The 19,047-nt window shown below is 27.6% G+C and carries 19 protein-coding genes; 3 read left to right on the top strand and 16 right to left on the bottom strand.

Annotation, left to right across the window (positions count from 1 at the left end):
• The first annotated feature begins 174 nt into the window (after positions 1-174).
• On the top strand, positions 175-306 hold the full coding sequence (locus KEC93_RS26665; RefSeq protein ID WP_257721991.1) for a hypothetical protein: 132 nt from the start codon (positions 175-177) through the stop codon (positions 304-306).
• A 219-nt stretch (positions 307-525) separates the two neighbouring features.
• Here the strand turns inward: KEC93_RS26665 and KEC93_RS10385 are convergent, their stop codons facing one another.
• From KEC93_RS10385 to KEC93_RS10360, 6 genes are all read right to left on the bottom strand, one after another.
• Complete coding sequence (locus tag KEC93_RS10385) at positions 526-2,529, bottom strand: KUP/HAK/KT family potassium transporter (protein WP_023976941.1); 2,004 nt, start codon at positions 2,527-2,529, stop codon at positions 526-528.
• A gap of 173 nt (positions 2,530-2,702) precedes the next feature.
• Positions 2,703-3,092, bottom strand: a complete 390-nt coding sequence (locus tag KEC93_RS10380) for a DUF4118 domain-containing protein (protein WP_023976940.1) — start codon at positions 3,090-3,092, stop codon at positions 2,703-2,705.
• Between the two features lie 228 nt (positions 3,093-3,320).
• Entirely contained in the window at positions 3,321-3,665 is a 345-nt protein-coding gene (locus tag KEC93_RS10375; RefSeq protein ID WP_023976939.1) for a hypothetical protein, read from the bottom strand.
• Between the two features lie 406 nt (positions 3,666-4,071).
• A complete protein-coding gene (locus KEC93_RS10370; RefSeq protein ID WP_023976938.1) occupies positions 4,072-4,869 on the bottom strand; it encodes a nucleotidyltransferase domain-containing protein in 798 nt (265 codons plus the stop codon).
• A gap of 477 nt (positions 4,870-5,346) precedes the next feature.
• On the bottom strand, positions 5,347-5,772 hold the full coding sequence (locus KEC93_RS10365; protein WP_023976937.1) for a helix-turn-helix domain-containing protein: 426 nt from the start codon (positions 5,770-5,772) through the stop codon (positions 5,347-5,349).
• 106 nt (positions 5,773-5,878) lie between these two features.
• A complete protein-coding gene (locus tag KEC93_RS10360) occupies positions 5,879-6,649 on the bottom strand; it encodes a type II toxin-antitoxin system HicA family toxin (RefSeq protein ID WP_023976936.1) in 771 nt (256 codons plus the stop codon).
• A 797-nt stretch (positions 6,650-7,446) separates the two neighbouring features.
• On the opposite strand from KEC93_RS10360, the gene KEC93_RS10355 reads away from it, so the two are divergent.
• Complete coding sequence (locus KEC93_RS10355; protein WP_077869914.1) at positions 7,447-7,797, top strand: DUF6568 family protein; 351 nt, start codon at positions 7,447-7,449, stop codon at positions 7,795-7,797.
• A 282-nt stretch (positions 7,798-8,079) separates the two neighbouring features.
• Here KEC93_RS10355 and KEC93_RS10350 read toward each other — a convergent pair whose 3' ends face one another.
• Entirely contained in the window at positions 8,080-8,805 is a 726-nt protein-coding gene (locus KEC93_RS10350; RefSeq protein WP_077869913.1) for an HNH endonuclease, read from the bottom strand.
• Between the two features lie 337 nt (positions 8,806-9,142).
• Positions 9,143-9,307 (bottom strand): hypothetical protein, encoded by a 165-nt coding sequence (locus KEC93_RS10345; protein WP_017212855.1) that lies wholly within the window; start codon positions 9,305-9,307, stop codon positions 9,143-9,145.
• Positions 9,308-9,802: 495 nt separating this feature from the next.
• Between KEC93_RS10345 and tnpA the strand changes: the two genes are divergently transcribed.
• Positions 9,803-10,234, top strand: coding sequence for an IS200/IS605 family transposase (tnpA, locus tag KEC93_RS10340; protein ID WP_065416022.1), 432 nt, complete (start codon positions 9,803-9,805; stop codon positions 10,232-10,234).
• A gap of 135 nt (positions 10,235-10,369) precedes the next feature.
• Here tnpA and KEC93_RS10335 read toward each other — a convergent pair whose 3' ends face one another.
• From KEC93_RS10335 to nirJ2, 8 genes are all read right to left on the bottom strand, one after another.
• Positions 10,370-13,300 carry a helicase C-terminal domain-containing protein gene (locus tag KEC93_RS10335; protein ID WP_077868593.1) on the bottom strand — a complete coding sequence of 977 codons (2,931 nt, stop codon included), beginning with the start codon at positions 13,298-13,300 and terminating at the stop codon, positions 10,370-10,372.
• A gap of 12 nt (positions 13,301-13,312) precedes the next feature.
• Positions 13,313-13,741, bottom strand: coding sequence for a HepT-like ribonuclease domain-containing protein (locus tag KEC93_RS10330; protein WP_017212857.1), 429 nt, complete (start codon positions 13,739-13,741; stop codon positions 13,313-13,315).
• The gene (gene mntA / locus KEC93_RS10325; RefSeq protein WP_023976161.1) at positions 13,738-14,157 is read right to left on the bottom strand and encodes a type VII toxin-antitoxin system MntA family adenylyltransferase antitoxin; all 420 of its coding nucleotides are present in this window, start codon (positions 14,155-14,157) and stop codon (positions 13,738-13,740) included. The genes KEC93_RS10330 and mntA overlap by 4 nt, the downstream gene beginning before the upstream one ends.
• A 958-nt stretch (positions 14,158-15,115) precedes the next feature.
• Entirely contained in the window at positions 15,116-15,898 is a 783-nt protein-coding gene (locus tag KEC93_RS10320; RefSeq protein WP_023976163.1) for a hydroxymethylglutaryl-CoA lyase-like TIM-barrel protein, read from the bottom strand.
• 21 nt (positions 15,899-15,919) lie between these two features.
• Positions 15,920-16,834, bottom strand: a complete 915-nt coding sequence (locus KEC93_RS10315) for a homocitrate synthase/isopropylmalate synthase family protein (RefSeq protein WP_023976164.1) — start codon at positions 16,832-16,834, stop codon at positions 15,920-15,922.
• A gap of 217 nt (positions 16,835-17,051) precedes the next feature.
• Complete coding sequence (ahbB, locus tag KEC93_RS10310) at positions 17,052-17,519, bottom strand: siroheme decarboxylase subunit beta (protein WP_023976165.1); 468 nt, start codon at positions 17,517-17,519, stop codon at positions 17,052-17,054.
• Positions 17,512-17,979, bottom strand: a complete 468-nt coding sequence (gene ahbA, locus KEC93_RS10305) for a siroheme decarboxylase subunit alpha (RefSeq protein ID WP_039773838.1) — start codon at positions 17,977-17,979, stop codon at positions 17,512-17,514. Before ahbA ends, ahbB begins: the two co-directional genes overlap by 8 nt.
• Before the next feature lie 51 nt (positions 17,980-18,030).
• Positions 18,031-19,014, bottom strand: coding sequence for a putative heme d1 biosynthesis radical SAM protein NirJ2 (gene nirJ2, locus KEC93_RS10300; RefSeq protein ID WP_077868594.1), 984 nt, complete (start codon positions 19,012-19,014; stop codon positions 18,031-18,033).
• Between the last annotated feature and the right edge of the window lie 33 nt (positions 19,015-19,047).

Raw genomic sequence — 19,047 nt, 5'->3', positions numbered from 1 at the left:
AACAATATACACATGTAAAAATGGAGATATCTTATCAAAAGATAAATTGGCTGAGGAGTTTAAGCCTTTAGTCATTAATATTTCTAATAGAATCTCTAATAAACAATCATATATCTTTTAAGAATAAACATAAAAATACTTCTAAATAAACTGCCAAAGGAGGATTCATAATTTATGGCTGGAAAAAGAGCCGCAAAGGTTCCTAAAAATGATTTTGAATATGATGAAGGTGAAGTGTGTGGTTTTTCTAGTGAAGCTCCTTTAACTGGTGACGATTCTCATAAAATAGCTAAAAAAAGGCAATAAACACTTGATGATGTTTATTGCCTTTAATTTTAAAAATATTATTTGTTATTTACTTGAAGTAATCCTAATATTTATACATTAAACTGTAACACTTCCACTTCTTTGAGTGAGAGATAACAGCACGATCCTTGACGAGGTACCTCTTGAGGATATAAGTTCAACTAAGATTCAGCTGGAGATCAAACCACACCTGAATCTTAGTTGTTGAACTTGATAAAGTTATTTTGAAACTCTTTTTAATGTTTCCTTATTACAGCTGCCTAAAAAGAGCGGGACATTTTCAATATCAACATCACTAGTATCAAGTCCAAACCATTTTGTCGGAGAAACAGTAAATCTTTTTATAAACAACTTAGCTCTGTATATGAAGGATTCCCAAAAATTCAATTCTGTTTCATATGAAAGCTGTTCTACAATTAAAGAGAAACGAAAATCGCCAACTTTTCTATCGGGCATAATAGTATAGTTTCTAGATTGAATATTTATTTCTCCACTTTTAACTAATTCAGTAGAAATCTGACGTAAATACATATTTAATCTCTGTTCCATTCTAAAACCAAGCCTTAATTGAACTTTTACTATATAAAATGTTCCAAAGGTTTCCACTTCATATTCCGCATCATAAGGATTATCAGTAACAACAATATTAACAAACCAATACACATCTGCTTTCTTAGGTCTTTTATCTAAGATAGAGTACATTATATTTCTTTCAATTTTCTCTGCATACTCTGAATTAGTTAAATATACAAGATTTGTTGCATATTTAGGTCTATCAGTATCTTTTCGCAAGAGATTTAGCTGTGCTTTATAATCTTCAATTTTCACATACTGTAATAAGCGAATTTTAGTGTGGTGACCTTGGATCCATATATACATAACGGATAAGAACGTTAAAGCAATTAAAACTGCTACATATCCACCATGCATAAACTTAACAGCATTTGCAATAAAGAAAGAAACTTCAAATGTACCAAAGAAAACTAACATACTAATGGCAATGGCAGATGAAATCTTTTGTTTTAATAAATAGTTAAATAGTAGAATGGTTGTCATCAGCATAGTGACAGTAATTGATAATCCATAGGCACCTTCCATATTTTCAGAACTTCTAAAGTGTAGAATAAGTCCAATACAAACAATCCATAAAAGTTTATTAATTGAAGGAATATACAATTGTCCTTTATATCTAGATGGATACATTATATGTAATCTAGGAAATAAATTTAATTTAATCGCTTCAGAAACAAGAGTAAACGATCCTGAAATTAATGCTTGAGAAGCAATAATTGTAGCCAAAGTTGAAATTATTATACTGCAAATCAAAAAGCTATGTGGGACCATTTGAAAAAATGGATTTAAGCCTTCTACATTTGTATACAGTGGGTTTCTTATAGCAGATAAAACCCAAGCTCCTTGACCAAAATAATTTAATAATAAGCAGATTTTAACAAAAGGCCAAGATGCATAAATATTTTTCCTTCCAGCATGCCCAAGGTCCGAATACAATGCTTCCGCACCTGTGGTTGCTAAAAATACGCTGCCCAGAATAAAGAATCCTAATTTATTTTCATTGCTAAGAAGAATCTTTATTGCATAGTATGGAGACAATGCACGTAATAGTGTCCAATCATGAGAAATTTGCATAATTCCTAAAATTGCCAACATCGAAAACCACACAAGCATTACTGGTCCAAACATTTTTCCGATTAAATCAGTTCCAAAATGTTGAATAAAAAAAAGTATACTTAATATTACTATTACAATGGTAATAATAATATCTTGATTACTACCAAAAAGAGCGTTAAAACTTGGAATAAGCTCTAATCCTTCAACCGCCGAAGTTACAGATACAACAGGGGTCAACATCCCATCAGCAAGTAAGGCCGAACCACCAACCATAGCTGGAATAATAAGCCACTTTGCACGATTACGAACCAGAGTAAAAAGAGAGAAAATTCCTCCCTCACCTTTATTATCCGCCTTTAATGTAACAAAAACATATTTTATTGTTGTTAAAATAGTTATCGTCCAAAAAATTAATGATAAAGATCCAAGAATAAAATTTTCAGATATATTTTCCAACCCACCATTACCTTGAACAATTGATTTCATTACATAAAGAGGTGAAGTTCCAATATCTCCATAAACTACGCCTAACGCAACTAAGATTCCTCCTAGACTTAATTTACTGACATCATTATGTTTTATCGTTGATTTCATATTAATCATCCTTTGCAATAAATATAAATATATTATGTCTTGTTCTAAATATAATTTCAATGCTTTTTCTAACTTTCAGATTTCCACCATTAAATCTCGTCATACTAAGCAAGTTTTCTACTAAGTCTTATAAGCCACTCAGTGTCATATAAATACCTTGAAGGAGCTCTCCTTTAGTTTCTTCTGATATAATTTAAATGAATATAATATCCTTTTGCCCCATAAAAAGTGTTAGTACCTGCACCAGATTCTTTATCATTTACAAATGTCCAATACGCAGCAGCTTCTTCATCCTTATTTAATAAACTTCTATCTTTTCCCCCTTTAATTACTGTATAAATAAATGAAGTTGATAGCTTATTTTCTTGTGCCAAGTAGCAGATAACTGTTCTTTCTAATAACCTAGATAAGTATTTTATACCTCTCCCTATAACATGTAATGAATATCTAGGTTTTGTAAACAGATAATTAAATAAAATCACGCTAATTGTAGAACATACAAATCCTAAAATATACCCTCTGGTTTTAATATTTACAATAATAACTCCTAAAATAAAAATCATAATAACATTAGCTTAGCCATAGCATAACTTTTTCCGACGCCAGCTGCATACCCAAAAAAATATCTTGAGTTTTCCTCTTGAAGACTCTTTTTCTTCTTCCTTTATTTGATTTAAAAGATAATCTGGATTTTATTTTTTATCAATATCTACTTAAATCACTCCTAACTTTCACTTAATTTTACCCTATACCTACAAAATTATATAGATATATATAAAATAAAGCTAGTATTATTCTATTTTTGAATATACGCACTCTTTTCCTTCTTGTATATAATCATAAAATACTATATTACTTCCTTTAACTTTCCCTTTTAAACTTTCAACATTTAAATAATTTCGTTTATCTTTATAAAAAATTATTTCTATTTCATTATCGCTTATTGTATATTGACCATAGGTGTAAAATACATCTTTATAAAAATTATTTATAACCTTGCATTTTCCAGTTGAATTAAGTTCTAAAATAGTATTATTTGAAGTTATGTATTTGCCACTATAAGGATTACTACTCCCACCCATCATAACAATACTAATAATTGCAAAAAATAAAAATATAGAAACTATTTTTTTCATTGTATCCTCCTTACTCCTAGAAATAATGATATAACGGAAAAAAATCAAAATTAGTAAGTGTATAAGCATGAAATCTAACATTGTTTTCATCTTGTCAGAATTCAATCTTAAATATAAATAATACTATTTAAGGTATAAAGATTGGATTAAAATTCTTATATTCGTATAAAGATTATATAAAGATTGTAATGTTTTATGAATATTAAAATTTATTAAATAATTTTAATTATTATCATTAATCCAAAGAATTGTGGCACCAATTATAACATAATTGGTAAATACCCATATACTTTATAAGGCCTAATATTTTAGAATGCACATAAAAAAAATACCACATTTTCTTTATGAATAATGTGATATTTCAGCATGCTCTTTAATTATTGCTTCATCATCAACTAATATATATCTAGCTATTTGATACATGATTTATTTTATTTAAATAATTTATAGAATATTTTTCAGCTTCCACACGTTTTATAAAATCTTCTGTTATAAAGTATTCTCTTAATTCCAAATATATTTGTATTATCATCTTTAGCGATTTTATACAACTTTCAATACTATATGATGGTATAGTCTCTTTCAGTAAGCTTATGCTCTCTGGAGCAACAAATTCTATTTTTCTAACGCCCCTTGGCAGCTCTCCATTTTTCATCAATATTAGTGGACCTATTACCATTTGCCTTAATGATGATATGAATTCTATAGTCTCAAAAATTTCACCTCTACCTATTTTTGCAGCTCCATAATGAATCCAAACCCAAAATCTATCCTCTATCCATTGTAAACTTGGAATTGGAAATCTTGCATTATTTTCTTTTAATGCTTCTGATACAAAATTACCTCTTTCCCATAAAATAACAGGGTCTTCAACTCTATGTGCTATATTATCTATTGATACGAATTTTAAATCAACATGTAGTAATTCTGGACCATATAAACATATCAAAAGTCGTGGTTCTCCAACGTGTTCTCCTGTAAACGCTGATAGCAATGTACCTAGATTTGCTGCTATTTTATACCGCTCATCCATTACTTCTTCATAATGGTTAGAATCTACTGCAATTATAAAATCAATATCTGAATATTCGTCCATTTCATTTGTAATATATGATCCTCCTGTTGCAATTCCTACAATTCTAAAATCATCTTTTAAAATTTTTATTGAGTTATCTATAAATTTTTTATGATTTATTGGTATCATATAGACCATCTCCTTTAAAAATAGCCAAACTTTAAAATTAGGCATTAGCATAGAATATCATATTTTTAAAAATATTACTATATCAAGAATACATTACTTCGTTTTATTTTTTTCTGATTTAAATCTTCTATTGAGAATATCTTTTAAAACCAAAACGGTATTCTCGTCATTAAAATTAAATTCGTTTTTGCAGTCATCGTATAACTTCAAGTATTTCTTTATTTGCATTAGGATATTCCTTTATCCTTTTTGTTATATCTATAATCCCCATAGTACTACCTTAAATCAACATCTCTGAAATATGAGATGAAGTCTTATTAACTAATGTATTTAAATTGATCATAACATAAGTTGATGCTTTAGAAAAAACATTAATATCCTTAATTTCTTCATTTAACTCTTTTATTTTTTGTCTGTTGTATCATAAATCATTTTATACTCTTCGAATTGAGACTAAGATATCTCCTTGTGCATTTTTTATCTATAGAGATTCTTATGTTTTTTGGATATTAAAACCTGAACCAAATCTTTTAAAATTACCACATCCTTATTTGTAATTTTATCATCTTCCAATAGTTTTACTAAACGTTTAATATTGTTAGGTTTTTTAGAACAACGAAATTTTCCGTTTTTATCTAAATTATTATTATTAGTAGTAGTGGTTCCCAGATCTAATTTTTCATCTTGATTAACGCCTAAGAGGAAATCTGTAGTAACATTATAATATGAAGCTAATCTTATTAAGTGATCATATATAGGATTTGCTTTACCAGTTTCCCATTTAGAAAGCATACTGCCAGTAATACTAATTTTAAACATTTCATTAATTTCATCTGCTAATTGATCTAATGTAATATTCTTATTTAACCTAAGATTTTTAAGAATTTTGCCAGTAATATTCATATTTCCCCTCCACAATGTAATTGATTGATTTAAAATTAAGTATACAATTATTAACATCATCAATCTACAAATTACAATTTATAATTTATTCATTAATTAATATTAATTAACTTGCTTTATTAGCATGAATTTGCTTTTGTATCTGAATCATTAACCCATATTTTAATTCATGAGCAGGAATTGGTACTATTTTATTAGTTTTATTATGTTGCATAATAATATGATCTCCGCTTTGCCTTACCTGCTTATACTCATTTTTCTCTGCTAAATCAATCATTTCTTTATAATCAAATATCTTAAAATAATCTTTTTTTTGATTTTTTTTAAGCTTTTCTAATAATTCTACTCTCTCATCATACTCTTTATTTCTTGTATCAATTATATCTTTAATTGTCATAAGATCCCAATAAACATCTTGCAATACCTCAATTTCACCCATGGATCCCATATCAAATTCAGAATACATATTAATAAGCTTTTTAGTAAATGCATCCATTCTTCTATTAAACATAAGAAGATCTTTCTTTGCACTTATAAATCTACTTACAATTTGAATCATGGTACATTTTAGCTGTGCTGCTTCACTTCCACAAACGTACATATATTCTTTCATCTTATCTCTGCTATTTTCATAATCATCTTTCATTTGAATATACTCTTTAACCAGTTTTTCTACTTCTTCTTTTAATGGATCACCTACAATAGCATTTATATTTAATTTATCTATTAATTTACCAATTGAGTATTTCAAGTTGTGAGCTTTTATATACACTTCATCCAGTAGCTCATACTTGTACTTATCATATTTTCCTAAAATGTCCAATGTTTTATCTGTATTTTCTTTTTCTAATTGATTAAATTTTATTATCCAGTTCATTTTTCATACCAGCTTTCATAAATTCTTATAAAACCCAATTTATTACTTTTAAACCATGTAATTGTATATAATTATACTATATTTCCCAAATTTAATCAATATGTTAATAAAACTGATTTATTACTGAATTCGCTCTTTGTTAAACTAAGTTGAATGTTATTGTATTTACGAAAAAAGTAATTAATTACTTTTTTCAAGTAAAAAAATGCATGTACTAATAATTTTCTACATGCATTTTTTTATAATATATATGTTGTAATTCACAATGCAAAATTGCGACTAAAATTTTTGAAATATTTTTAGAATTATGATCAAGACTTATTTTTGCAATATATATTTTTTTATTATTCTTTATGCTATTAAGCAACAATTATCTTATGTTTATTACTAAATTATAAATAAGCTAAATCCCCTATCTTTTGATACCTATTGGAATTCTAAGAAATCTTGCTTCTTTAAAAAAGCTGAAACTTATTAATTTTATGTGCCTTCATCCCAAATAACTTTTGAAAAACCACATCATTTTGGGGATCTAATACTTTAATCATAGTTACTACCTCGTTTAGTAGTTCTTCTATAATATTGACTTATTTATCTCTACTTATACGAACAAATATTCTTTTTTTAATACATAAAGAGATACTAAGCCATTTTTACCCCCCATTTACATATCTTATTCTATAATTTTCTTTATAATATTTTCTATAATTTCACAAAATAACTACTAGAAAAACTAACTAGATTGATTAAATAATTTAGCTTTGATATACTATTATAAAAAAACTAGGAGGATACATATGTTTGAAAAAGATAGCTATGAAGAGAATGTAAAGTTATTTGAAAAAGTAATTTCTACACAAGCAGAAGAATTATTATCTAATGAAGACTTAGCTGCTATCTATATTGGTCGTGCAACATGCCCATTTTGCCGTAAATTTGCTAAGAAATTAAGTGGCTTAACTAATAAAATTAACACAACAATTTACTATGTAGATAGTTCTAATTTTTCAGATGATTTAATTGCCTCATTTAGAGAAAAATATAATATTGTAACTGTACCAGGATTTATTGTTAGTAAAAATAGAGAAATAGAGGTTCGCTGCGATTCTTCACTTTCAGAGGATGAAATATTAAATCTGTTAAAGTAAATAATCAACGAATATAATTATTATAAACTAAAGATACTCTAATTATAATAATACAAAAAGTGTGATAATGCTTTTCTATGGTAAGCATAAAAATTTTATCACCTTTAATATTTTTAAAGGTAGCAGTAAAATATCCTAGTAAGGCATAAATAAGCTTTACTAGGATATTTTAATATGTCTAATGTCTCAAATTCGTATTATTTAGCCTAATGGTGATATTAATAATATAAAGTAATTTCTCATTTATGATATGGTTCACAGTATCTATTGTAAGTGAGTTTTTTATATATTAAATCTGAATGCACAATTACATTTTTCAATTGTATTTCCTTTAAAAATGGGATAATGTTGAGGATATTTTTCATCAAAATATCTAATATCCTCTTTATCAAATCTAAGCAAATAACCATTCATATAAATATTGCCACTTATTTCGATTGTATCTGTATCTGGAATAATATTAATATTAATATTAATATCCTTATCATACTCTACTTTAAATGTATTTTTAGTATAAGCAAAATCAAATATTTCTTCATTCTCAACCCACCACTTATTATCTTCTACCCAGCAGATAAGATTTCTTTTTTTATCATATAGTCTCAAGGATACGTATAAATTATTATTCTCTACATTCATCTTAATTAGGTTTTCACCATTATAGTTAATAATATTGGGTGTATCTATAAATGTATTACCACCAATCATGACCTTACACTTATTAATAATAGATAAATATCCAGAACTTCTATCAATTTCACCTGATAGCTTTTTTCTTCTTTCTAATAGTTCCTCTTTTATTATTTTTCCTTGATGAACTAATGTATGACAATTGGGACATAATAATATTAAATTGTCAGAACAATTTTTTCCCCCATCCGCATATTGTACTATATGGTGTCTCTCCATTAAATTAACTCCACACCATGCACACTTAAAATTTGATGATTTATCTACTTTGTCTCGCTCTTCTTTTTTTATATATCTTGATTTTTCTTTCTCACTCATTATTTTTTCACCCCAATCCTCCTTTTTATTGTAGCATATTAACTTATGGTACGGTATTTCCACCTATAAAAATAGCCATAACAAAGTTATTTCAATGGCTAAGACTATAAACCTCACTTATTTATGATATGGTTAACCATTTATTATGGTAAAACTCTTTAAATTCCATTTAATTATACTACAATGTTTTGTTTTTTCTCCTAATACTATCCAGAATAACTATTCTACTCCAAAAATAAAACTGCCTCAAAATACAGTTTTGAGGCAGTTTTATTATATGTTAATAACTTTTTTTATACTTTAAAGTTATAATTTTCACTTTAATACTTTTAATTTATTAACTAAGTTGTTGTTCTAATTGTTCTAGATCACTTATGACCATATTTATAACTTCGATTTTAGACTTAGCATAATCATTCTTAGGAAGCCATTTCAACCCACATTCTAAGGATTCCTTTGTACTCTTATATTCTTGTAATAATTGTGTTATATTTTCTACCATACCCTTCACATCCCTCTCTTTATTCAATCTCTAAATTATAATTTTCTTATTTTGTAAAATAAATTACTTTATTTATATTATTACCACCTCCGTATAAAAATATAATAAATTTTCAACTTTATATTTATATACGTTTATTATAGCATATATTACATTTAAAGCTTATATTTTTTCTAAAAATTTTACCATTATCAAAATAATCTTTCAAAAACATCCTATAATTGTAATATATATAACCGATTTAAGAATTCCATTTATTAGATTGACATATTTACAAAGTTGCTAAAACTTTATGTGCATATCTTCACTAGAAATCATAAATATATTTACATAGCTTTTCGGAATCAAAATATTTATGATTTCGGTAAGTTTTATCACTTAAATTTAATTTCTATGCGCGTGGTCTAAATCCACCGTCTTTAGACGGTATAAGCTTTTAGCCTTTTAAGAAATTGTGAATATGACCATACTAATTACTAAGGATGGTGATTTAGTATGGATGAGTATAACAAAGGCAGTCACACGATATATGATATAAAATATCATGTTATATGGGTAACAAAATATAGATACAAAGTATTAAACAAGCCGATAGCCTCAAGATTACGAGAGTTAATTCGGCAAGGTTGCGAAGCAAGAAACATTGCTATTGTTAGAGGAAGTATTGGAAAAGATCATGTTCATATGCTGATAGGATGTTCTCCGAACATTGCACCCAGTAAGGTTGTTCAGTATCTTAAAGGAAGATCATCAAGATTAATACAAGATGAATTCCCAGAATTAAAGAAAAGATACTGGGGACAACATTTGTGGGCAAGAGGATATTTTTGTGCAACAGTAGGTAGTGTTACAGAAGAAACTATTAAAAGGTATATAGAAAGCCAAGAACTTAGTGATAAAGAAGATATATTTAAGATAGAACAATAAAGAGTTTCAGTCATGCTCTTTAGGTTGCTTCAGCTAATGGCCTTTTAGAAGGATTAATCCTTAAAGAGCTATGACTTTCAGTCTAAGGTATTTATACCTTAAATCCACCTACTTTAGTAGGTGAGTAGTTTAATTTTAAATCTTACCATTTAATTTAAAATTAATGTTTTCAAAATAATACATATCATTTTCAACTTTTAGTAATTCCCAAAATAATTTATGCTTTTTCGACTCATTGTTAAATTCCTCTTTAATGCTTTTATTACTTTTCTTAATGTTGTTTATAATTGTATTAATATTGTTTCTTCTCCAATTATTATAATCAAACTCCATCTCTGAAAGTACTTTAGTAGTCGATGAAAATTCTATACTTGGCCCATTTAGATCTCTTTCAAGATTTCTTATAGTATATGAGTTTTGTCCTGGATCTAAAATTATAAAGTATCCATAATCAAAAGTGCTTCTAATAAGTCTGCCATATATTTGCTTAGCTTTAATACATACCTGAGGATAATTCACATCCTGATATCCCTTCTTCTGGTATGTAGTAATTGCTCTTAAAATAGGATATTCTGGACTATAGTTAGGAATTTTATCTAACATAACACAGCTTAATGCGTCTCCAGGTACATCTATCCCCTCAAAAAAGCCCTTGCTTCCAAGTATTATAACCTGCCTATTTTTATCATTTAAAGCTCTTACTGATTTTTTGCTCATATGTACTTCTATTTTTGTTCCTCTAGTAAGCAGCTCAAGCTCTTCATTCACAGCAGTTCTCCTTGCATTATTATTGAATAAAACAAGAATATGACCATTTATTTTTAATGCAGCATTATAAATAAATTTTGAAACATTTTTTATATATGATGGTTCATCATACCTCCCAACATCTTTTAAAGCAAAGATTTTAGTCCTTTTCTTTAAATCAAAAGTTGGTGGAATTATAAACTCCTTTGCCTTTTCCTGTCCTAAATGCTTTTTTATTTTATTAAAAGAATTTTCTATTCTCAATGTTGCCGATAAGAACGTTGTACTTTTAACATCTTTTAACATATGTTCATTAACTAGTTCTCCAACATTTAAAGGAACATTTTTAAGTGTGAATGATTTATATTCTGAGTCTACTTCTAATATTTTTGCATAGAACACTGAGCTTTCTAAAAACTTATCTAAAACATCAAATGCACTTTTAAGCTTTGCTATGAAATCAGATAAATTCTTGTGGTCAATATCTCCATCTATTTCATCATCTAAAGTTATATTATAAATATAATCATTTAACATCTTATATAGTGGATATATACTTTCTTTCAAAACTGATATCTCAGATCCTACGGCATTTGTTATTACTTTTAAATCTTCTCTTGGAAGGAAAAATTCAGTAGTAAAATTATATTCCCCGCTAACAAGCCTTATACTTCTAAAATCATTTAATAATATATTTATATTTACTATAATGTCATTTGCTAAATACATAATTTTATCTTTTTCTATGGTTTCTCTATAACCATAACTAGCATTTAAAGTTAAAAGCATAGCTATAATACTCGGGTGACCTTTTTCTATAAGATCTAGCAATTGTATAAATTCAGCTGACGAAAATTCCTCAGCAAAAAAATCATAACACTTTTCCATTAAGTTATGACCCTCATCAATAATTATGTGGTTAATCTTTTTCTTTTCAGTATATGGCCAGCATGCTAAAAGAGAATGATTAATAACTGTGATGTTTTCCTCAGGCAGCTCATTATACCTTTTTCTTAGGAAGCAAGCCCTTGTACATTTATCAAGCTTACATTGTTCACTATCACAATTAACTTCCCTTATGTACTTATCCAATTCCAGATGTTTTTGAACTAGATAATTTATATTTTCTATATCTCCATAATTACCATTTTCACAAAGTCTCCTTAGAAAAAGTAATGCTAGATTCCCTTTTTCATCCATCTGAAATTCTTCACATTTATTTATTCTTTCTATGCAAAGATAATTTCCTTTCCCTTTCATAGCACCATAATTTAATTTATCATCTAATCTTAATTTTTTAAGTATAGTCGGAATATCCCTCTCAATAAGTTGATTTTGTAATTCCTTTGTATTGGTAGATATAATAAAGCTAGCATCATCTTTTCTATTTTTCTGCTTATTTAGGTACGTTTCAATAGCCGCTATTATTACATACGCAAAAGTTTTCCCACTTCCAGTTGGTGCCTCTATAAATATCCTCTCACATTTTTCAAAATTTTCTCTTATCTTTTTTGCAAATTCCTTTTGATCTTTTCTATACTGGTATCCAAAATCTCCGCCATTATTCCATATCTCTTCATTTTCAAGTAAATCTTCATATTTCAAATAATCTATAGGAATTTTCCTTAGCTTAAGTTCCTCTTCTTTGTTCTCTAGGTAATTTACATATGTATAACCTTCCTCAATGAAAAAAGGAGGCTTCAATAAATGCTTAGTCCATGGCCATTTTTGTAAATACTGATATTCTTTAATAATTAGATTATGCAGAGATTTATTCTTTTTTCTGCTATTTTCTTCTCTATTCCATTGCCTTAAAAGTAGTGAATTAACTACTTTTAAGGTGTCTATTGAATCTGATAGTCCTCTATGTAACTCATCCTTATTTAAATTAGTAATTTCTTTAATCAAAGAATTTAAATTATATTCTTTTCTCCATGGTTCTAAAATTATTGCAAGCTCCATAGAATCCATTATTGTATTTTTTATTTCAGGAATATAAAAAGATAAAAATTTTCTTTCAAAATTTGCATTATGGCATATTAAAGGTAAATCTTCTAAAAATTCCAGTACTTCTTTTTTTATAGAATTCAAACTTCTAGCACTTAGTAAATCTGCCTCATTTAGATCACTGCAGAGACTGTAAATACTTATTGGCACGCGTCCTCTTGGTCTTATTAATGTATTATAAGTAGTTACAACTCCATTCTTAACTTTAACAGCTCCAATTTCTATAATTTCTGAGCATGTTTCATCAAGTCCAGTTGTTTCTATATCTAAATATATTACATTATCTAAAACACTGATTAAATCTTCTAGCATCTCTTCCCCTACTTACTCTTTTAAATACTGTTTTGCAATATTTAAAATTTTCTTAAAATCATCTTTATACTTTACAACATGCTCAAATAATTCTGCATGTGCTGGTTCTTTATATCTATGTGAAATTCTATTTCTAAGCAGTCTTGATTTTTCTAAAAAGTTAAACAACTCAGCATCAAGCACTTTTTCCTCTTTTAAAACTTCTAAACTATCATTTAAAGTCATACCTATTTTATATTTTTTTAATGACTTAAGAGTTACCGATGTAAAGTCTTCTAGTATTGTATTAAAACTTACAAATAATTGTCTCAAACTAGATTTTGCAAGCTTAATCATTATTTTGTTATCACTATTGTTTTTTAATATCTCAATGCATTCATCGATATCACTTATACACTCTTGAAAATCTTCAACTATCTTTATAAGTCTTTCTTGATTCATGACAACACATCCCTTCTTCTAAACCAAAAGAAATTCTCATTTTCTCTATATATTATATCAACTTCATCTTTATACTTTTCTAAAATAACATTATTATCATTAGAATATATAATTTTACCTTCATTTAATACATTTATCTTTAAAAATATAGTTAATTCTCTACTTCTTAAATCTATAACATCAATTTCTTTACCCAAAGTTCTTTCTAAAAATAATTCAAGTTCTAATATTTTATCTAAAGGTATATTTTCTATACCTATTACTGCTATATCTATATCTGACTCTTGAGTGAAATCATCGTTGTTAAAACTTCCAAAAGTGAGCATACTCGAAATGCTATATCTTTCTAGAAGATTATTTACTTCTTCACTTTTTAGTTTGCTCATAATTTGTTTTTTTTCATCTGCCAACTTCATCTTGTTCACCCGCCAATTTACAATAATTTATGTAATAAATTATAACACAATTTTATTTAAACATATTTATTATTTTGGACTTTATAAATAATACTATGCAACTTATATTTTTTCAATATAGATATCTAGCTTTGAACTTAGATTTATGTGATAACTTACCGAAATCATAAATATTTTGTTCCGAAAAGCTATGAAAATATCGCTGAAGGTTCTAAGCAACAGGTTGTATCCACTTTAGCATGCTCCAACTTTCAGTTTGACAAGCTAAAATGGAACAACCTACAGCTAAGAACCTTTAACAGCTCATTTTCAAATGTTTTATTCACAAATATATTTATGATTTCTAATGAAGACATGAACTTAAAGTTTTATCAACTTTGCAAATATGCTCTTCTAATAATTCGAATGCTTAAATTGTTTATCTATATATACCGAAATTGCATATATTTTTATTCCACAGGACTTAAGAAATTTTCGCTAGAAAGTTCTAAGTAAAAGGTTGCACTCATTTCAGCATGCTCCTTAGGCAAGCTCATGACAAGCAGCAAATCAAACACCTCCCATTAAGAAACATCAACAGCTTATTTTCATAGTCCTGCGAAATAACAATGTTTCTACTTTCGGAAAGATATATGCATAAGTTCAGGTCTTAGTTGAATGTCCATAATTTCCCACGCAATAAAATAAGCTTGAAATAATATCTACATTCTTCAAGCTCACTTTTTTATTTATATGATTTTTTTAATTATTTTTAGAAATGTTTTATATTAGAACATATTGTAATTGAGTTTCTACATTATTATTCTCATTTAATGCAATTAGCTCAATAGAATTCCACTTACAAATTTATTATTACAATAATATATTACCAAAATAATTTTTCATGATAATTCTAAAAATATTGCAAGGATTTTAGACGTAATTGTGAATTGTAAAATGTGAATTATAGCATATATATCTAAATCAATCCCTCAATTTTTTTATTTCTTTTTAAATATGCATTTGATATTTTTAAAAACTCCTGTAGATTACAATTTCCTGTTCTTTCACCTATTCCACCCAACGTGCAATCCACATATTTAGCACCACTTTTAACTGCCTCTAGGGAAATTGGAATCGCCATTCCAAAATCGTTATGAGCATGAATTTCTATTTCTATTCCGGTATTGTTTACTAAAGTTTTAATTGAATCCTTTATAAGTGAAGGCATTGATATTCCTACGGTATCTGCATATCTTGCCCGCTTTACGCCCATACCAATAATTATTTCACACAAATTTATAAGATAGCTAATGTCTGCCCTAGAAGCATCTTCAAAACCTATAGTAACTTCATAACCTTTATCTCTCGCTAAAAATACACATTCCTTAATATTTTCTTCAACCCACTTTTTATCCTTTCCTAAATTCGAATATATTTGTATATCCGATGTAGGAACGCTAATATGAATAATATCTGGTTTACACTCCATTGAATGAAATATATCATTTTTATTCATTCTATTCCAAGCGGAAATTAGTGAATTTTTTCTTATTTCTAATATCCTCTTAATGCATTCTTTTTCTAAATCTCCCATTGCAGGTATGCCTGCCTCTATCTGATAAATCTTCATTTTATCCATATATTTCGCAATTTCAATTTTTTCATCAATTGAAAAAGCTTTTCCTGCACATTGTTCACCATCTCTTAAAGTTGTATCCACAATATATATTTCATTGTCTAATTTTTCATTATAAATCAATATATCACCACCTTATAAAATCTAAACACACAGTTTCTTATATAATCTTTTTATTTCATCATTACTTAATCCACCACGCTTTTGTGTGCTCAATTTCCTTACATCTTCCAACATAATTGTTAAATTATCATGCTCGTATTTTATGTTTAGTTCTTCTAATTTTATTTCTAATGCATTTACACTTGAATGCTTACCTATAATAATATTTCTTTTCCTTCCAATTTCACTAGGGTCATATGGTTCAAAAGTTCTTGAATCTTTAGCTATACCATTTACATGAATTCCTGATTCTACATTGAAAATATCTTTTCCTATAAAAGGTGCATTTCCTCTGATTTTACTTTCAGTAATATCTTCAAATATGCTTAATACCTTGGGAAATAGCTTATAATTACTATGATCTTTTATTTTCTCTAAAAAAGAAGACCCTCCTAATATTTCTTGAAGAGGAGCAAAGCCACCAATTCCTGCAAAAGTCGTTACAACTTTTTTCCCTCCAGCTTTAACCCATTCTAAACTCATAGCTGTAGCTGATTTATAATTATTTTTTATACTTAGCTCTATATTATTTCCAAAGAACTTTATTATCTCTAAAAAAATCTGCTGATAATCATAAAAGATAATGTCATCAAGTCCTACTATTCTTGCATTCATTTTGTTATATATATTTAGCTTATTGTCTAATATCTCATATAATACATTAACACTTCCTATTTCAATTTTATTATTGTTAGATATTATGAATTTTACATCTTGAGGCAATGGTGATAGTTCTTCATAAAGCTCTTGCGTAATTTCTATATAATCGCTTCCTATTATATATAGTAATTTTATCAATTCTCTTACCTGTGCGCTTTTCTCTTTTAACTTATCACCAAATATCTCTCTCAAAACAATTATTGTCCTATCTATAATTTCGATTTTTCTTTCATCCATAATTCCACCCCTTTTTAATTGCAAATTTTTTCTACATGTGAATATAATCTATCTAAAAGGAGCCTACTTAATATATTTATATATATTAAACAGGCTCCCTTGCCAACAAAAAATAGCCTAAAACAAAACTTCTTAGTTTGGTTTTAGACCACATTGTCTTTGTTAATATGCTATTTTATACATATATTATCACATAACCAATGCTTTGTATATATATTTATTTGAAATATTTCATGCTAGTCTTTTTTAATTCTCTTGTGCTATACAAAATTTTGTAATTTTCAATTCCTATATCATCAGCTATCTGCTTAATAATTTTGTTACAGCTTTCCTTATCTTTCTCGTGTATCATTGTGTATAGATTATAATCCCACGAACCAAAAGGTTTCCTTTCATAACAGTGTGTAACTACAGAAATGGATGCCATATATTCTCCAATTTCATCTAATCTTTCATCATCAATCTTCCAAACTACCATTGCATTAGCTTTAAATCCAGCTTTTCTATGATAAAGTATTGCTCCTATTCTTTTTAATATTCCAGTTTCACTATAATTTCTGATTTTATCTATAAGCACATCTTCATCCATACTAAGCTCTTTAGCTATATCCTTATACGGATTAGTTATTATAGGAATATCCTCTTGCAATCTACTTATTATTTTCTTATCAAAATCACTAATCATTTGTATCATCTCCTTGAAGATTTAAAGCCACTTTAATCTTAAATAACTTAACTGAAGGTAAACTCATTATTTCTTCCAAACCAGTATTTCTCTTTATTTCTTCAAGAATATTAATCAAATTCTCTTCTGAACGCGTTATCATAGTAAACCACATATTATACTCATCTTCTCTTATATAATTGTGAGTCACTTCATCATACATATTTATATATTCTGCAACCTTTTCAATTTCATTTTCAGGCACTTTAGCTGCACAAAGAGTACTTGTATATCCAATTTTTCTCGAATTAAAAATTCCACCTATTCTTCTTATTATTCCTTCATTTTTTAACTTATTTATTCTTTTTAATACTTCATTTTCTGTAAGTAATAATTTTTCCCCTAGTATTTTAAAAGGATTCTTATCTATTGGAATTTCATTTTGCATTAAATTAAGCAATTCTTTATCTGTTTTATCCATAGCAGTTCCTCCTCACTTAAAGTTTTGGAATGTCAAATAGAATCCTTGCCTTTAATTATTAAAAATGCAAATTTTATCTGATGCCATATAATCTCCGTCATTATAATATGCAGCTCTTGCTCTGCAGCCTCCACAACTTTTTTTATCTTTACAACTGTTACAAGTTCCTTTATATTCTTGAGTTCTTAGGTTATTGAGCAATTCACTATTTTTCCATATTTCATCAAATGGTATTTCTCTTATATTACCAGCTACTTCTGTTAAATAAGCACAAGCCTGAACATCTCCTTTTGGATTAATAATACAATAGCTTCTTCCTGCAATACATCCACGTTTAAATCTACTATTTACACCTAAATCTTCTGCAATTCTAACAAATTGTGGAGCACAAGTTGGCTTTATTTCTATTTTTACTTCACTTTGCTTTTTCATTATTGATGTTAATAACTCTTCATACTCTTTTGAACTTAATAATTCATCTTCTATATCTTTTCCTCTTCCTGTAGGCACAAGGAAGAATATATGATGAGCGGCTGCACCCATAGCCACTGAAAAATCAGTCAAACTAATTATCTCATCTTTATTCCAATCCATGACAGTTGTATGAATTTGAAATCTAATTCCTAAATCTCTACAATTTTTCATTGCATAAATGGTATCTCTAAAAGCTTCATTATTTCCCCTAAATTTATTATGTTTTTTTGAATCAAGACTATCAAGACTTATGCCTATTGCAGAAATACCAGCAGCTTTTAATTTTTCTGCAATTTCCCTTGATATAAGGGTACCATTTGTTCCAAGGACAGGTCTTAAGCCAGCTTTGGATGCATAATTTATTAATTCAAAAATATCCTCTCTCATTAATGGTTCTCCACCAGAGAATATCATTATTTTAAAATTAGCTTTTGCAATTTGATCTATAAGTAACTTTGCTTCTTCTGTATTTAATTCACCTTGACTTTCTTTGCCTGAATCTCTATAACAATGACTGCACTTTAAATTGCATTTATTTGTAGTATTCCATGATATTATCATTTGCATTCACTCACCTTTACATAAAATCTCATA

This window comes from Clostridium beijerinckii (assembly GCF_018223745.1).
Lineage (GTDB): Bacteria > Bacillota > Clostridia > Clostridiales > Clostridiaceae > Clostridium > Clostridium beijerinckii.
Note: the sequence above shows the minus strand (reverse complement) of the source record. Positions and strands in the feature narration are given on the sequence as shown.

Bases quoted from the DNA above. Each gene is read 5' to 3' on its own strand.
- KEC93_RS26665 (WP_257721991.1), top strand. From the start codon at position 175: ATGGCTGGAAAAAGAGCCGCAAAGGTTCCTAAAAATGATTTTGAATAT.
- KEC93_RS10385 (WP_023976941.1), bottom strand. From the start codon at position 2,529: ATGAAATCAACGATAAAACATAATGATGTCAGTAAATTAAGTCTAGGA.
- KEC93_RS10380 (WP_023976940.1), bottom strand. From the start codon at position 3,092: ATGATTTTTATTTTAGGAGTTATTATTGTAAATATTAAAACCAGAGGG.
- KEC93_RS10375 (WP_023976939.1), bottom strand. From the start codon at position 3,665: ATGAAAAAAATAGTTTCTATATTTTTATTTTTTGCAATTATTAGTATT.
- KEC93_RS10370 (WP_023976938.1), bottom strand. From the start codon at position 4,869: ATGATACCAATAAATCATAAAAAATTTATAGATAACTCAATAAAAATT.
- KEC93_RS10365 (WP_023976937.1), bottom strand. From the start codon at position 5,772: ATGAATATTACTGGCAAAATTCTTAAAAATCTTAGGTTAAATAAGAAT.
- KEC93_RS10360 (WP_023976936.1), bottom strand. From the start codon at position 6,649: ATGAACTGGATAATAAAATTTAATCAATTAGAAAAAGAAAATACAGAT.
- KEC93_RS10355 (WP_077869914.1), top strand. From the start codon at position 7,447: ATGTTTGAAAAAGATAGCTATGAAGAGAATGTAAAGTTATTTGAAAAA.
- KEC93_RS10350 (WP_077869913.1), bottom strand. From the start codon at position 8,805: ATGAGTGAGAAAGAAAAATCAAGATATATAAAAAAAGAAGAGCGAGAC.
- KEC93_RS10345 (WP_017212855.1), bottom strand. From the start codon at position 9,307: ATGGTAGAAAATATAACACAATTATTACAAGAATATAAGAGTACAAAG.
- tnpA (WP_065416022.1), top strand. From the start codon at position 9,803: ATGGATGAGTATAACAAAGGCAGTCACACGATATATGATATAAAATAT.
- KEC93_RS10335 (WP_077868593.1), bottom strand. From the start codon at position 13,300: ATGCTAGAAGATTTAATCAGTGTTTTAGATAATGTAATATATTTAGAT.
- KEC93_RS10330 (WP_017212857.1), bottom strand. From the start codon at position 13,741: ATGAATCAAGAAAGACTTATAAAGATAGTTGAAGATTTTCAAGAGTGT.
- mntA (WP_023976161.1), bottom strand. From the start codon at position 14,157: ATGAAGTTGGCAGATGAAAAAAAACAAATTATGAGCAAACTAAAAAGT.
- KEC93_RS10315 (WP_023976164.1), bottom strand. From the start codon at position 16,834: ATGGATGAAAGAAAAATCGAAATTATAGATAGGACAATAATTGTTTTG.
- ahbB (WP_023976165.1), bottom strand. From the start codon at position 17,519: ATGATTAGTGATTTTGATAAGAAAATAATAAGTAGATTGCAAGAGGAT.
- ahbA (WP_039773838.1), bottom strand. From the start codon at position 17,979: ATGGATAAAACAGATAAAGAATTGCTTAATTTAATGCAAAATGAAATT.
- nirJ2 (WP_077868594.1), bottom strand. From the start codon at position 19,014: ATGATAATATCATGGAATACTACAAATAAATGCAATTTAAAGTGCAGT.